Annotated in this window: 11 protein-coding genes; 8 read left to right on the top strand and 3 right to left on the bottom strand. The window is 71.8% G+C overall.

The features are described from left to right. Nucleotides 1-47: 47 nt before the first annotated feature. Nucleotides 48-311, bottom strand: coding sequence for a WhiB family transcriptional regulator (locus AB0F04_RS16130; protein WP_010034659.1), 264 nt, complete (start codon nt 309-311; stop codon nt 48-50). A 657-nt stretch (nt 312-968) separates the two neighbouring features. Here AB0F04_RS16130 and AB0F04_RS16125 point away from each other — a divergent pair. From AB0F04_RS16125 to AB0F04_RS16110, 4 genes are all read left to right on the top strand, one after another. Continuing rightward, entirely contained in the window at nt 969-1,475 is a 507-nt protein-coding gene (locus tag AB0F04_RS16125; RefSeq protein ID WP_362041903.1) for a cysteine dioxygenase family protein, read from the top strand. A 35-nt stretch (nt 1,476-1,510) separates the two neighbouring features. Beyond that, nucleotides 1,511-2,470: a 2-phospho-L-lactate transferase gene (gene cofD / locus AB0F04_RS16120; RefSeq protein WP_362041901.1), complete on the top strand. Its 960-nt coding sequence runs from the start codon at nt 1,511-1,513 to the stop codon at nt 2,468-2,470. Next, a complete protein-coding gene (locus AB0F04_RS16115; RefSeq protein WP_362041899.1) occupies nt 2,467-3,786 on the top strand; it encodes a coenzyme F420-0:L-glutamate ligase in 1,320 nt (439 codons plus the stop codon). The genes cofD and AB0F04_RS16115 overlap by 4 nt, the downstream gene beginning before the upstream one ends. 67 nt (nt 3,787-3,853) lie before the next feature. Beyond that, nucleotides 3,854-4,855, top strand: coding sequence for a DNA-3-methyladenine glycosylase 2 family protein (locus AB0F04_RS16110; RefSeq protein ID WP_362041897.1), 1,002 nt, complete (start codon nt 3,854-3,856; stop codon nt 4,853-4,855). A gap of 238 nt (nt 4,856-5,093) precedes the next feature. Here AB0F04_RS16110 and AB0F04_RS16105 read toward each other — a convergent pair whose 3' ends face one another. Continuing rightward, entirely contained in the window at nt 5,094-6,176 is a 1,083-nt protein-coding gene (locus AB0F04_RS16105) for an NDP-sugar synthase (RefSeq protein WP_362041895.1), read from the bottom strand. A gap of 133 nt (nt 6,177-6,309) precedes the next feature. Further along, on the bottom strand, nt 6,310-7,740 hold the full coding sequence (locus tag AB0F04_RS16100; protein WP_362041892.1) for a peptidoglycan recognition protein: 1,431 nt from the start codon (nt 7,738-7,740) through the stop codon (nt 6,310-6,312). A 150-nt stretch (nt 7,741-7,890) separates the two neighbouring features. Between AB0F04_RS16100 and AB0F04_RS16095 the strand changes: the two genes are divergently transcribed. The 4 genes from AB0F04_RS16095 to AB0F04_RS16080 all read left to right on the top strand — a co-directional run bounded on the left by AB0F04_RS16095 (nt 7,891) and on the right by AB0F04_RS16080 (nt 14,461). Continuing rightward, nucleotides 7,891-8,661, top strand: coding sequence for a TIGR03089 family protein (locus AB0F04_RS16095; RefSeq protein ID WP_362041890.1), 771 nt, complete (start codon nt 7,891-7,893; stop codon nt 8,659-8,661). Nucleotides 8,662-9,227: 566 nt separating this feature from the next. Beyond that, the gene (locus tag AB0F04_RS16090; protein WP_362041888.1) at nt 9,228-10,454 is read left to right on the top strand and encodes an LCP family protein; all 1,227 of its coding nucleotides are present in this window, start codon (nt 9,228-9,230) and stop codon (nt 10,452-10,454) included. 241 nt (nt 10,455-10,695) lie between these two features. After that, nucleotides 10,696-12,474 (top strand): LCP family protein, encoded by a 1,779-nt coding sequence (locus AB0F04_RS16085; protein WP_362041886.1) that lies wholly within the window; start codon nt 10,696-10,698, stop codon nt 12,472-12,474. Nucleotides 12,475-12,706: 232 nt separating this feature from the next. Beyond that, nucleotides 12,707-14,461 carry an LCP family protein gene (locus AB0F04_RS16080; RefSeq protein WP_362041884.1) on the top strand — a complete coding sequence of 585 codons (1,755 nt, stop codon included), beginning with the start codon at nt 12,707-12,709 and terminating at the stop codon, nt 14,459-14,461. Nucleotides 14,462-14,470: the final 9 nt, after the last annotated feature.

Genomic DNA, 14,470 nt, shown 5'->3' with positions numbered 1-14,470 from the left:
GTGGATAACCCATGGGCGACGGGCCGTTCACGCAGAGGGCCGGGGGGTCAGACGGCCGCCTTCTTCAGCCGGCGGCGCTCCCGCTCGGACAGGCCGCCCCAGATGCCGAATCTCTCGTCGTTGGCGAGGGCGTACTCGAGGCACTCGGAGCGGACCTCACAGGCGAGGCAGACCTTCTTGGCCTCCCTGGTCGAGCCGCCCTTCTCGGGGAAGAAGGACTCGGGGTCGGTCTGGGCGCACAGCGCGCGCTCCTGCCAGCCGAGTTCCTCGTCCGCGTCGTCGACCAGCAGTTGCTGCACCGTCTCGGTCATGTGCGCCCCTCGTCTGTCTTCGCGTCCCCGTGATCTAGCCGTTACCGATTCCGGCTGAACGACACGAGTGAAATTACAAGTGTGCTGCTCCGGGCGAGTCAAGCCGAGATCTGCTATTGAGCCCCTTATTCACTCTGCGGAACCAAGCCCATGCGGAAAGTGTTCAAATCACCATAAAACCTGACACACCGATAGAGCCCGCGAGGGCTCACTTCTTCCGCCGGACCCCCCGCAGCCCTGTACGAACAAGGACGCCCAGGAGTTCGATCTCGTTCCGACACGCACGGCGAAGCGAAACGGATCACAGTCGGATCACGACTACGCAACGGGGTTTGTGCGCCCGGATGGACGCCATGTGTCCCGGGCGGGCCATGAACAAACCTTTCATCTGAGCGATCGACCGGATGAGGTGAACCACGTCCCACATACCGGGTGTCGAGTTGACAGTGAAGGTGTGAACCGGTGTCCTTGTGGGCATGCTCGCGAACTTGGCACTCACCTCGACCCGCACCGCCGGGTCCCACGGTGCTGCCCGCGCTCGCTGTAGCTGTCTCTGTTCCAGCTGTTGAGCCACACCCGCTCCAGCTGAAGGCCGAGCCACCCGACTCTCGGCCGCCGTTCCCTCTGACCTTCTTTCACTGAGGAACCACACACCCCATGAACAGCGACAGCGACCTCCAGATCGCCGGCGACATCCTCGAAGTCACCCACCTCCTGCAGACCCCGCGCGAGCACCCGGCCACCGTCGCCGAGTTCGTCGGCCTGGCCCGCTCCATCGCCGAGGACCGCTCCCAGTGGGAGCACCTCGTCCGCTACGACGCGACCAGCCGCTGGTACCACCGGCTGCGTACCGGCCCGGGCTACGAGGTGTGGCTGCTGTCCTGGGTGCCGGGGCAGGGCAGCGGGCTGCACGACCACGGCCGCTCCTCCGGTGTGCTCACCGTCCTGGACGGCACGCTGACCGAGCGCACGGAACGGGGCACACGCGCGTTGCGGGCGGGCGCGCAGCGCGTGTTCGCGCCGGGGTACGTGCACGAGGTGGTGAACGACGCGCTGGAGCCGGCGGTGAGCCTGCACGTCTACTACCCGGGCCTCACCGAGATGCCGATGCACACGGCCCCGCACTGCGAGGCGCGAGCCCTGCCGGGTGCCGTGGCTCCCTGACCCGGATGTCGTAGCCGCCTGCAAGACTGTCGCCCATGCGCATTGTGGTTCTGGCAGGCGGCATCGGCGGTGCCCGGTTCCTGCGTGGTCTGAAGCGGGCCGTCCCGGACGCGGACATCACGGTCATCGGCAACACCGGGGACGACATCCACCTCTTCGGGCTGAAGGTCTGCCCGGACCTCGACACGGTGATGTACACGCTCGGCGGCGGCATCAACGAGGAGCAGGGCTGGGGGCGTACCGACGAGACCTTCCACCTCAAAGAGGAGCTCGCGGCCTACGGCGTCGGGCCCGGGTGGTTCGGCCTGGGCGACCGCGACTTCGCCACGCACATCGTGCGGACGCAGATGATCGGCGCCGGATACCCGCTGAGCGCGGTGACGGAGGCGCTGTGCGACCGCTGGAAGCCGGGCGTGCGGCTGATCCCCATGTCCGACGACCGCGTCGAGACGCATGTGGCCGTCGAGATCGACGGCGAGACCAAGGCGATCCACTTCCAGGAGTACTGGGTGCGGATGCGCGCCTCGGTGCCCGCCCGGGCGGTCGTGCCGGTGGGCGCCGACCAGGCGAAGCCCGCCCCCGGCGTCCTGGAGGCCATCGGCGAGGCGGACGTGATCCTCTTCCCGCCGTCCAACCCGGTCGTGTCGATCGGCACGATCCTCGCCGTGCCCGGCATCCGCGAGGCGATCGCCGACGCCGGGGTGCCGGTCGTCGGCCTCTCCCCCATCGTCGGTGACGCGCCCGTGCGGGGCATGGCCGACAAGGTGCTCGCCGCCGTGGGCGTCGAGTCGACCGCCACGGCGGTGGCCGAGCACTACGGCTCGGGCCTGCTGGACGGCTGGCTCGTCGACTCGGTGGACGCCGGGGCGGTGGAGCGGGTCGAGGCGGCCGGGATCCGCTGCCGGGCCGTGCCGCTGATGATGAGCGACGTCGACGCGACCGCGCGGATGGCCCAGGAGGCGCTGGCGCTGGCCGAGGAGGTGCGGGGAGCGTGAGCGGTGATGCGCGGGGAGACGCCGGATACCGGGTGTGGGCTCTGGACGGCATACCGGAGGTCGCGGCCGGGGACGACCTGGCGAAGCTGATCGCGGCCGCCGAGCCCGGCCTGGCCGACGGGGACGTGCTGCTCGTCACCTCCAAGATCGTGTCCAAGGCGGAGGGCCGGGTCGTCCGGGCCTCCGACCGGGAGGCGGCGATCGACGCGGAGACGGTCCGGGTGGTGGCCCGGCGCGGCGCCCTGCGGATCGTGGAGAACCGGCAGGGCCTGGTCATGGCCGCGGCCGGGGTGGACGCGTCCAACACCCCGTCCGGGACGGTGCTGTTGCTGCCCGAGGACCCGGACGCCTCCGCCCGCGCCATCCGTGACGGACTGCGCGACACCCTCGGCGTCGAGGTCGGGGTCGTGGTCACCGACACGTTCGGCCGGCCCTGGCGCTCCGGCCTCACGGACGTCGCGATCGGCGCCGCCGGGGTGTGCGTGCTCGACGATCTGCGCGGCGGCACGGACGCGTACGGCAATCCGCTCAGTGCCACCGTCGTCGCCACCGCCGACGAACTCGCCGCCGCCGGCGACCTCGTCAAGGGCAAGGCCTCCGGGCTGCCCGTCGCGGTGGTGCGCGGGCTCGGGCACCTGGTCGCGCGGGGCGACGACGGCGAGGGAGCGCGGGCCATGGTCCGCGGCGCACGCGACGACATGTTCCGCCTCGGCACCTCGGAGGCGGTCCGGCTGGCCGTGACCCAGCGGCGCACGGTCCGGTCCTTCACGGACGAGCCCGTCGACGCCGGTGCCGTACGGCGGGCCGTCGCCGCCGCCGTGACCGCCCCGGCGCCGCACCACACGACACCGTGGCGGTTCGTGCTGCTGGAGTCGCAGGAGTCGCGGACGCGGCTGCTCGACGCCATGCGGGACGCGTGGATCGCCGACCTGCGGCGGGACGGCAAGAGCGAGGAGTCCATCGCCCAGCGGGTCCGGCGCGGGGACGTGCTGCGCAACGCGCCCTACCTCGTCGTCCCCTGCCTGGTCATGGACGGCTCCCACACGTACGGCGACCCGCGGCGGGACGGCGCCGAGCGGGAGATGTTCGTGGTCGCCGCCGGTGCCGGCGTGCAGAACTTCCTGGTCGCGCTGGCCGGGGAGCGGCTGGGTTCGGCGTGGGTTTCGTCGACGATGTTCTGCCGGGACGTGGTGCGCGAGGCGCTGGACCTGCCGGCGGACTGGGACCCGATGGGGGCGGTGGCGGTCGGGCATCCGGACGGGGAACCGCGGCCGCGGCCCGAGCGGGACGCGGGGGCTTTCATCGAGGTGCGGTGACAGGGCCGGGCCGGCGCCTAGGCTCGTAGGGCCACTCCTCCTCCTCACGGATCCCAGGACGTCATTCATGGCAGGACGGTTCGCTCAGCGACCCACCCCCACGACAGTGCGCGGTGGGCATGTCGCCGTGCCCCCGGGTGTGCCGCGGCAGGCGACGGGGCCGGGCCGGGTGCGGGAATGGGTGCCGGACGGGCCGCTGGACCTCGGCCTGGTGCTCGGGCCGCTGCGGCGCGGGCCCGGCGACCCGACGTTCCGGGCGACCCCCGACGGGTCCGTGTGGCGCACCAGTCTCACCCCGGCCGGGCCCGGGACCCTGCGCGTGTGCGCGTACGGCGGCGGGGTGCGCGGGGAGGCCTGGGGGCCCGGGGCCCAGTGGCTGCTGGAGGGGTTGCCGGAGCTGCTCGGGGCCGCGGACGATCCGTCGGCGTTCGTGCCGCGGCACCGGCTGCTGGCGTCGGCCCGGCACCGGCGGCCGGGGTTGCGGCTGACGCGCAGCGGACTCGTGCTGGAGTCGCTGATCCCGTCGATCCTGGAGCAGAAGGTCACCACCGACGAGGCGTACCGGGCGTGGCGGCTGCTGGTGCGGAAGTTCGGGGAGCCGGCGCCGGGGCCGGCGCCCGCGCGGATGTACGTGATGCCGGACCCGCGGACGTGGGCGCTGATCCCGTCGTGGGAGTGGCACCGGGCCGGGGTCGACAACAAGCGGGCGTCGACGATCCTGCGTGCGGTGCGGGTCGCCGCGCGGCTGGAGCAGGCCGTGGGGATGGAGCCCGGAGCGGCTCGGGCACGGCTGGAGCTGGTGCCGGGGATCGGGCCGTGGACCTCAGCGGAGACGGTGCAGCGCAGTCACGGGGCGGCGGACGAGGTGACGGTGGGGGATCTGCATCTGCCCGGGATCGTGGGGTGGGCGCTGGCCGGGGACCGGGATGCGGACGACGCGGCGATGCTGGAGCTGCTGGAGCCGTATGCGGGGCAGCGGCATCGGGCGGCCCGGCTGATTCTGCTGAGCGGGAGGGTGCCGGCGCGGCGGGCGCCGAAGATGCCTCGGTGGGATATCGGGCAGCTGTGAGGAGCTGACCCGTTTCCGGGTGCTCGGCGCTGGTGCTGGGGGCGGGTGGGTGCGCAGCTCGGCGCGACGAGGTGCCTCCCCCAGGCTCTCGGCTTCGCTCGAGCAGGGGGGACCCCCCACGCCCACCCGTGCCGCCCCTAGCGGCACGCATGCCCGCAGCTGGGCGGGGAGAGGGCGGCGGCACGCATGCCCGCAGCTGGGTGAGGGGCGGAGTCGGGTGCACCCGCCCCCTGTCCCCCTACTGGTCCGACGAGAAGCGGACCGCTCCTGCCGGGATGCGGGCGTCGCACCATATGCGGGCGCCCTCCAGGAGTTCGTTGTCGGGGCCGATCACCGCGCCGTCCCCTATGACCGTGCCGGTGAGGACCGAGCGTTGGCCGACGCGGGCCCGGGTGCCGATCAGGGAGTCGGTGATGACCGCGCCCGGCTCGATGACCGCGCCCGGCAGGATCGTGCTGCCGAAGATCCGCGCGCCCTCGGCGACGAAGGCGCCTTCGCCGACCACCGTGCCGCCCGCCAGCTTCGCGTCGGACGCGACCCGGGCCGTGGGCAGGACCAGGCGGTCGCCGCAGCGGCCGGGGACGGCGGGCGAGGGGGCCCGGCCCAGTACCAGGTCCGCCGAGCCCCGGACGAAGGCCGCCGGGGTGCCCAGGTCCAGCCAGTACGTCGAGTCGACCATGCCCTGGAGGTGCGCGCCGGCCGAGAGCAGGCCGGGGAAGGTCTCCCGTTCCACAGACACCGGCCTGCCCAGCGGGATCGAGTCGATGACCGAGCGGCGGAAGACGTACGCCCCCGCGTTGATCTGGTCGGTGACGATCTCCTCGGGGGTCTGCGGCTTCTCCAGGAACGCCAGGACCCTGCCCGTGTCGTCGGTGGGGACCAGGCCGTAGGCGCGCGGGTCGGTGACCTTGGTGAGGTGCAGGGAGACGTCCGCGCCCGTCGTCTCGTGGGTGTCGACCAGGGCCCGGATGTCCAGGCCCGTCAGGATGTCGCCGTTGAAGATCAGGACCGGGTCGTCGGGGCCGGAGTGCAGCCGGGAGGCGACGTTGCGGATGGCGCCGCCCGTGCCGAGCGGCTCCTCCTCGGTGACGTACTCGAGGTGCAGGCCCAGCGCGGAGCCGTCGCCGAAGTACGGCTCGAAGACCTCGGCCAGGTAGGAGGTGGCCAGGACGATGTGCTCGACACCGGCCGCTCTCGCTCTCGCCAGCTGGTGCGTGAGGAAGGGCACCCCGGCCGCCGGGACCATGGGCTTGGGCGTGTGCACCGTGAGGGGGCGCAGCCGGGTGCCCTTGCCGCCGACCAGGAGGATCGCTTCAGTCACGTGTCGTCTCTGCTTCCTGCCGGGACCGGCCGAACTGTCTTTCGGCCGGTCAGTGTATGCAGATCGTTCCGTGGCGCCTTCGTTGGCCGTGCGGCGTGCCGCCCGCTGCCCCCCGACGGCGGTGAACGTGTGCTCAGCGGCCCTGGTAGCGGGCCGCCTTGGAGCGGGCCGAGCCGAGCTTTCCGTAGAGCTTGCGTCCCGGGCACTCGGTCTGGAAGCCGTCCCGGTGCCCCGAGATCACGTTCAGTCGAACCTTCTTGCCTTTCCGGTGGAGGTTGCTGCCGGCCGACTTCAGGTAGGTCTTTCCCTTCGGGTTCATCCGGTACAGCCCGAGTTTCCACGCGGTCAGCCGGGCGATGGCCTTGACCGCGGATTTCGACGGCTTCTTGGTGCCGTACGACCCGAGGACGGCGATCCCCATGCTGTTGCTGTTGAAACCCAGCGTGTGCGCGCCGAGGACCGGTTTCGCCACGCCTCCGGCGCGGCCCTCGTAGATCTTTCCGCACTTGTCGATGAGGAAGTTGTAGCCGATGTCCCGCCATCCCATGCTCTTGACGTGGTAGCGGTAGATACCGCGGATGAGTGACGGGACCTGCGAGCAGCGGTACTTGTTGCCGCTGGCCGTGTGGTGGACGAAGGCCACCTTGACCTTCTTCGTGTACCGGAGGCCGCTTTCCCGCAACCCCTCGTTCGCACCCCAGCCGCGCCGCGTGACGATCCCCGGGCGCGGGCCGATGTAGGGCTTCGCCTGCCGCTGCTGCTCCGTCAGCCCGGCGGCGTTGAAGGCGCGGTATTCCTGCTCGGTCCCCGCGCGGCTCAGTGCCGTGATCTGGCGGGCGCCGAGGGGGGCGAGGCCGGCGTTGGCGGCGGAGGCCTCCACGAGGGCGGAGGATTCGGCGTTCCGGGCGTCGGCGGCCCGGGGGCCCCCGACGCCGAGGGATGTGGTGTCGGCCTTGCCCGGGTCGACCAGTTCGAGGCGGAGGCCCGAGGGCAGCGGGGGCGCCGCCGGCAGGTTGCGGCTGTCCGCGGGGCGCGCGCGGAAGGCGGCTGCTCTGCTGGCGGACTCGGAGCTGACCCGGAGTTCCACGCCGTCGGAGTCGCCGACCCACAGCGGTGCGGTGGCGCCGCGGACGCGGCCCGAGGCCCTCTCGGGGGTGCCCCGGTCGGCGGCGTGCTCGGCGTTGTGGGTGTCCAGGTCCTGCCAGCCCGACCAGGTGCCGGAGCCGGCGGCTCGGGTGCGGACCCGGACCCGGCCGTGCAGTTCGGCGTCGGGGTCGTCCCAGATGACGCCGACGAGGGAGAAGTGACGCACTGCGCGGCGGGACAGGCCCAGCTCGGTGGCGCCGGAGGGAGTGGCGCGCGGGCGGGTGAGGGGTTCGAGGGGGAGGGACTGGGTGCTGCCGGCGGCGGGCGGTTCGGCCTCGCGCCGCTCGGCCGGGTTCATGGCCGGGGAACCCGCGGCCGGCGCCGGTCTCGCCGGCGCCGCGAGGGCGGGAGGGGTGAGGGAGAGGGCCAGAGCGGCCGCGCAGGTGACACCGATCGAGGAAGCAAGGAATCCACGCATGCCCCTGATCTTGGACATAGTCGTACAAGTCTGTCTATTTGGGAGTTGACGGTCCATCGGTTCCGGTTCGGCCGAACCGGTGGCGGATCCAGGGCCCGGCGCCGGGCGGGCCGTTGGGCGGGGGCCGGTGCGTTGCGTACGCTTGCGCGGGTGAACGCCACCGATCGCACCCCTGCCGACCTGCTGGGTTCCGCGCTCGCCGCGGATCCGGGACGCCCCCTGGTGACCTTCTACGACGACGCCACGGGGGAACGGGTCGAACTGTCCGTGGCCACCTTCGCCAATTGGGTGGCCAAGACCGCGAACCTCCTCCAGGACGAGCTGTCCGTCGAGCCCGGGGACCGGGTGGCGCTGCTGCTGCCCGCGCACTGGCAGACGGCGGTGTGGCTGCTGGCGTGCGCGTCGGTGGGAGTCGTCGCGGACGTGTCCGGGGAGGCCCGGACGGCCGACGTCGTGGTGAGCGGGCCGGACCGGCTGGAGGAGGCCCGGGCGTGCTCCGGTTCGCGGATCGCGATGGCGCTGCGGCCCCTCGGAGGACGGTTCCCGCAGGTGCCCGAGGGCTTCACCGACTACGCGGTGGAGGTGCCGGGGCAGGGTGACCGGTTCGTGCCCTACGCACCCGTGGATCCCGAGGGGCCCGCGCTGATCGTGGCCGGGCGGGAGTTCAGCGGGGCCGAGGTGGTCGAGCGGGCCCGGGCCGAGGCGACGGAGCTGGGGCTGACCGGGCCCGGGTCGCGGATCCTGTCGGGGCTGCCGTACGACACGTGGGACGGGTTGAACGCCGGGCTGTTCGGGCCGCTGGCCACCGGCGGTTCCGTGGTGCTGTGCCGGCACCTGGACCAGGCCGGGGCCGGTGTGCTGGACAAGCGGGTGGAAAGCGAACGGGTCACGGTGATCGCCCGCGGCACGGCGGACCGCTGACGCCGGGCACCGCGCACCAGAGGACATCACGACCACCGGCCGGGACGCGGCGGACCGCCTGCGCCGCGTCTCGCTGGCGGACACGCCCCCTCGCAGCACAGGCACCCGCCTCGCACGGCAGGGGCCGACACGGCCACCGCCCGCCCCGCACAGCAGGCCCCGGGCAGCACGGCAGGGCGGCGGCCGTGCCGGCACCTGGACCAGGCCGGGGACGGCGTGCTGGACAAGCGGGTGGAAAGCGAACGGGTCACGGTGATCGCCCGCGGCACGGCGGACCGCTGACGCTGGGCACCGCGCACCGGAAGACATCACGACCACCGGCCGGGACGCGGCGGACCGCCTGCGCCGCATCTCGCCGGCGGACACGCCCCCGCAGCACAGGCCCCCGCCCCGCACGGCAGGGGCCGACACGGCCACCGCCCGCCCCGCACAGCAGGCCCCGGGCGGCACGGCAGGGCGGCGGCCCGGCTTCTCCCCCGTTCGGTCCATCCCCACCCGCCCCCCGTCCGCCATCCGCGCCATGGTCGTAGGAGCAGTGCGCGCGGGGCGTTCCCGGTTCAGGAGGGGTGGTTGCTGCCGTGGGCTACAGGGTCGGTCCGGGCGCGGGGGCATCCGCCAGCGGGCGGGGGCTGGTGCGGCGGCGCCGACAGCGGTGGGTGCGCATCACGGCGTTCGCGGTCACGGCTCTCCTCCTGGCGGCCGGCGGGGCCGGCTGGGCCGTGTACGCGAAGCTCAGCGGGAACATCACGCCCGACGAGGCGGCCGCCGCCGAGCTCGCGCGGTACGACAAGGAGCGGCCCACCTCGCTGGTCAAGGACGCCCGGAACATCCTGCTGATCGGCTCGGACTCGCGTGAGGGGACCGGCAACGCCCGCTACGGGCGGGATTCCGGTAGCGAGCGGTCCGACACCACGATCCTGCTGCACCTGTCCGCGGGCCGGGGCAGCGCCACCGCCGTCTCCCTCCCCCGGGACCTGATGGTGGACCTGCCGGGCTGCCGGCGCCCGGACGGGTCCCGCAGCGCGCCCCGGTTCGCCATGTTCAACCAGGCCTTCCAGGTGGGCGGTTCGGCCTGCACCATCCGGACGGTGGAGAAGCTGACCGACATCCGCATCGACCACCACGTCGTCGTCGACTTCCACGGCTTCAAGAAGATGGTCGACGCGGTCGACGGCGTCGAGGTGTGCCTGCGGGAGCCGATCGACGACCGGGCCGCCAAGCTGCGGCTGCCCGCCGGGCACGTGACACTGAACGGCGAGCAGGCCCTCGGCTACGTCCGCGCCCGCAAGAGTCTCGGCGACGGCAGCGACACCGAGCGGATGGAGCGGCAGCAGCGGTTCCTCGGGGCACTCGTCAACAAGGTACGCAGCAATGACGTCCTGCTGAACCCGGTGAAGCTGTACCCGGTGCTGGACGCCGCCACGTCGTCCCTCACCACCGACCCGGCACTGGCCAGCTTGCGCGGTTTGTACGATCTTGTGCGCGGTCTGCGCGACATCCCCATGGAACAAGTGCAATTCCTGACCGTCCCCCGGGAGTCGTATGCGTACGACGCCAATCGCGACCAACTCGTGGAGCCCGCGGCGGACCGGCTCTTCGAGCGGCTGCGTACGGACGCGCCCCTGGTCGTGGCGGGGAACGGCCCTCCGGTTTCCGCCCCGCCGAGCCTCTCCGGTGCGCTCGACGGGCCGTACGGACCCGCACGTCCGGGCCCTTCCCTCTCTCCCGTCGTCACCGTTTCTCCTCCACCGACGTATCGGGGGAACACGGCAGCAGAGGACACCTGCGAGTAAAGCGGGCACCAAGGCCACTCCAAGGCAAGGAACTCTCCACCCGGTAATGGGCGAATTGCCCGAGTGTGGAGACGTGGCATGGGTCACCGTCGTCGCCCTGCGCCGAAAGGGCCGGTTAGTGTGAGCGATCCGGTGCGCCCGGCCCCGGGGGACGGTCCCGAGGTCGCGCACTGTGTGACCGAGACCCGGGCGCCTAGGAGGGGGAAGGCGCCGCGTCCCCCGACGGAGGAATCAGGCAACCGTGGACGCGCAAGGCCGTGGGCGGGCGGACGACATCGACCCCGCAGATCAGTGGGTGCGCAACCCGAACACCGGCGAGTACGAACTGCGACTGGGCACTTCGGCGCCGCAGTCGGGCGTCCCCTCCCCTCGCAGGCCCCGCCCCTCCGAGGCCGCCCCGCCCGCACGCGGCCGCAGGGGGGAGGGCGGACGTACGGAGCCGGCCGGACGTGCGCAGACGCCCGGCCGGTCACGGCCCGAGACACCCGGCCGTGCGGTGCCGCCGCAGCGCAGGCGCCGCGGGGCGCCCGAGGAGCCACTGCCGGGACGGCGCGGACGACGCCCGGCGAAGAAGGCCTCGAAGAGCAAGAAGGTCCTGCTGTGGACCGGCGGCGCGATGGCGTTCGTGCTGGTCGCCGGAGCGGGTGCCGGGTACTTCTACATCGAGCACCTGAACGACAACATCGCATCCGTCTCCGACGACGGCGCGAGCACCGGTGGCTTCAGCAAGGACAAGGCGATCAACATCCTGCTGATCGGCACCGACAAGCGCACCGGCAAGGGCAACGCCAACTACGGCGACGCGGGCAGTGTCGGGCACGCCGACACCACGATCCTGCTGCACGTCTCCAAGGACCGGTCGAACGCGACCGCGCTGAGCATCCCGCGCGACCTGATCACCGACATTCCGGACTGCCCGACCACGCAGGCGGACGGCACCCAGAAGATCATCCCGGGCACGCAGCAGGTCCGCTTCAACACCAGCCTCGGCCAGGACGGCCGGACGCCCAGCTGCACCATGCGGACCGTGACCGAGCTGACCGGGGTCAAGCCGGACAACTTCATGGTCGCGGACTTCAACGCGGTCAAGACGCTGACCAGCGCGGTGGGCGGGGTCGAGGTCTGTGTGGGCAAGGACCTCGACGACCCGGACTCCCACCTGAAGCTGTCCAAGGGCATGCACACCATCGAGGGCGAGCAGGCGCTGGCCTTCGTGCGCACCCGGCACGCCGTCGGTTTCGGCGGGGACCTGAGCCGGATCGGGCTGCAGCAGCAGTTCCTGAGCGCGCTGATGCGCAAGCTGAAGTCCAACGACACCCTCACCAGCCCGTCGAAGATGCTCGACCTGGCCGAGGCGGGCACCAAGGCGCTGACCGTCGACTCGCAGCTGGACAGCATCGGCAAGCTGAAGGACCTCGGCCTGGAGCTGGGCAAGCTCAACACCAAGAACCTGACGTTCACGACCGTCCCGGTGATCGACAACCCGGCGGAGAAGGTCAAGGCCACCGTCGTGCTCAACGAGTCGACGGCCCCGCAGGTCTTCGACATGATCAGGAACGACGTCTCCTTCACCGCGGTCAAGGAGCAGAAGAAGAAGGAGGCCGCCGCGGTCGCCGCCCGCCTGAAGGGCACCAAGGCCCCGGCCTCCGACGTCCGGGTGCGGATCCTCAACGGCGGTGCCGTCGCCGGCAGCGCCCAGGAGACCCTCAGCTGGCTGCAGAACGAGGAGGGCGTGACCAAGTCCGAGAACGCGGGCAACGCCCCCGCCCCCCTCGCGAAGACCACCTTGGAGTACGCGCCCGACCAGGCCGACCAGGCCCGCCGCCTCGCCGACCTCATGGGTCTGTCCGGGTCCGCGATGAAGCCGGGCGAGAGCGTGACCAACGACCAGGGGCTGCCCGCGATGACGCTGACCCTCGGCAAGGACTTCGAAGGGGCGGGGGTCCCCCTCACCGCGCCCACGAAGGCACCGGAGGGGGTGCAGAAGTCCACCGCCGACAAGGTGGAGTGCGCCAAGTGAGACGCATGTCCTTCGCGTTCGCCGAATTTCCTTCAAACAAATGGGCGGAATTGCCCAGTTGTGAGAACGTGCAATTTCTCACCCACGTCGCTTGACGCCGAAGTGTGCGGATAGTGTGTGCGATCCAGTGCTCTCCCCCACGAGCTCCGTCCTGGAGGAGTGCGCTGCTTGACCAGCACCGTGCGCCTTCCGGGGGAGGGCGCCGCGTGGCCCGACGGAGGAACAGGCAACCGTGGACGCGCAAGGCCGTGGGCGGGCGGACGACGTCGATCCCGCAGACCAGTGGGTACTCAACCCGAACACCGGCGAATACGAACTGCGACTGGCCCCTTCCGCAGCGCAGTCGTCCGTCCCCGGCCCCCGTGGTTCCGGTGGCCGCGGCCCGGCCGGGGCGGGCGGTACGGCACGCGCCCGCGGGACCCAGCCCGTCCGGCGTTCCGGGACCGCGGCACCCGGCGGTGAGGCTGCCTCCCCGCGCAGACGCACCGGCGCCCCCACCGAGGCGGCCGCCGGGCGGCGCGGGCGCCGTCCCGTGCAGAAGAAGGGGAAGGGCAAGAAGGTCCTGCTGTGGACCGGCGGCACCCTGGCCTTCGTTCTCGTCGGCACGAGCGCGGCCGCGTACCTCTACTACGAGCACCTCAACGACAACATCACGTCCGTCTCCGACGACGGCGCCGGCACCGGCGGGTTCAGCAAGGACCGCGCGATCAACATCCTGCTGGTCGGCACCGACAAGCGCACCGGCAAGGGCAACGCGGGCTACGGAGACAAGGACAGCGCCGGCCACGCGGACACCACGCTCGTACTGCACGTGTCCAAGGACCGTACGAACGCGACGGTGCTGAGCATCCCGCGCGACCTGATCACCGACATCCCGGACTGCCCGACGACGCAGGACGACGGCTCGGAGAAGGTCATTCCGGGCACACAGCGCACCCGCTTCAACAACAGCCTCGGGCAGCAGGACCGTACGCCGAGTTGCACCATGCGTACGATCACCGAGCTCACCGGCCTGAAGATGGACCACTTCATGGTGGCCGACTTCAACGCCGTCAAGACTCTGACCAGCGCGGTGGGCGGGGTCGACGTCTGTCTGGCCAAGGACATCAAGGACCCCGACTCCAAGCTCGACCTGCCCAAGGGCGAGCACACGATCGAGGGCGAGGAGGCCCTGGCCTTCGTCCGCACCCGGCACTCCGTGGGCCTGGGCGGCGATCTGAGCCGGATCGAGCTGCAACAGCAGTTCCTGGGCTCGATGCTGCGCAAGCTGAAGTCCAACGACACCCTCACCAGCCCGCAGAAGATGTTCAAGCTGGCCGAGGCGGCCACCAAGGCGCTGACCGTCGACTCGCAGCTGGGCACGATCAAGAAGCTGGCCGATCTGGGCGCGGAACTGGGCAAGTTCGACACCAAGAACCTCACGTTCGCCACCGTGCCCGTCAACGACAACCCGGCGGAGAAGGTCAAGGCCACGGTGGTCCTCAAGGAACCACAGGCCCAGCAGCTGTTCGCGATGGTCCGCGACGACGTGTCGCTGACCGAGGTCAAGCAGGAGAAGAAGAAGGAGAAGGCCGCCGAGGCCGCCCGGCTGAAGGGCAGCAAGGCGGACGCCTCCGAGGTGCGGGTGCGGATCCTCAACGGCGGCGCCGTCGCCGGCAGCGCCCAGGAGACCCTGGGCTGGCTCCAGGTCCAGGAGGGCGTGACCAAGTCGGAGAACGCCGGCAACGCGCCCGCCCCGCTGGCGAAGACCACGCTGGAGTACGCGCCCGACCAGGCCGACCAGGCGCGACGGCTCGCCGCCATCATGGGCCTGTCCGGATCCGCGCTGAAGCCGGGCGAGAGCGTGACCAACTCCCAGGGAGTGCCCGCGATGACACTGACCCTCGGCAAGGACTTCAAGGGGGCGGGGGTGCCCCTCACCACTCCCGCCAAGGTGCCGGACGAGGTGCAGAAGGCCACGGCCGACAAGGTCCAGTGCGCGAAGTGACCTGACCGT

This window comes from Streptomyces sp. NPDC029041 (assembly GCF_040637515.1).
GTDB lineage: Bacteria > Actinomycetota > Actinomycetes > Streptomycetales > Streptomycetaceae > Streptomyces.
This window is presented reverse-complemented; position numbering and strand designations above follow the sequence as displayed.

Bases quoted from the DNA above. Each gene is read 5' to 3' on its own strand.
- AB0F04_RS16130 (WP_010034659.1), bottom strand. From the start codon at position 311: ATGACCGAGACGGTGCAGCAACTGCTGGTCGACGACGCGGACGAGGAA.
- AB0F04_RS16125 (WP_362041903.1), top strand. From the start codon at position 969: ATGAACAGCGACAGCGACCTCCAGATCGCCGGCGACATCCTCGAAGTC.
- cofD (WP_362041901.1), top strand. From the start codon at position 1,511: ATGCGCATTGTGGTTCTGGCAGGCGGCATCGGCGGTGCCCGGTTCCTG.
- AB0F04_RS16110 (WP_362041897.1), top strand. From the start codon at position 3,854: ATGGCAGGACGGTTCGCTCAGCGACCCACCCCCACGACAGTGCGCGGT.
- AB0F04_RS16100 (WP_362041892.1), bottom strand. From the start codon at position 7,740: ATGCGTGGATTCCTTGCTTCCTCGATCGGTGTCACCTGCGCGGCCGCT.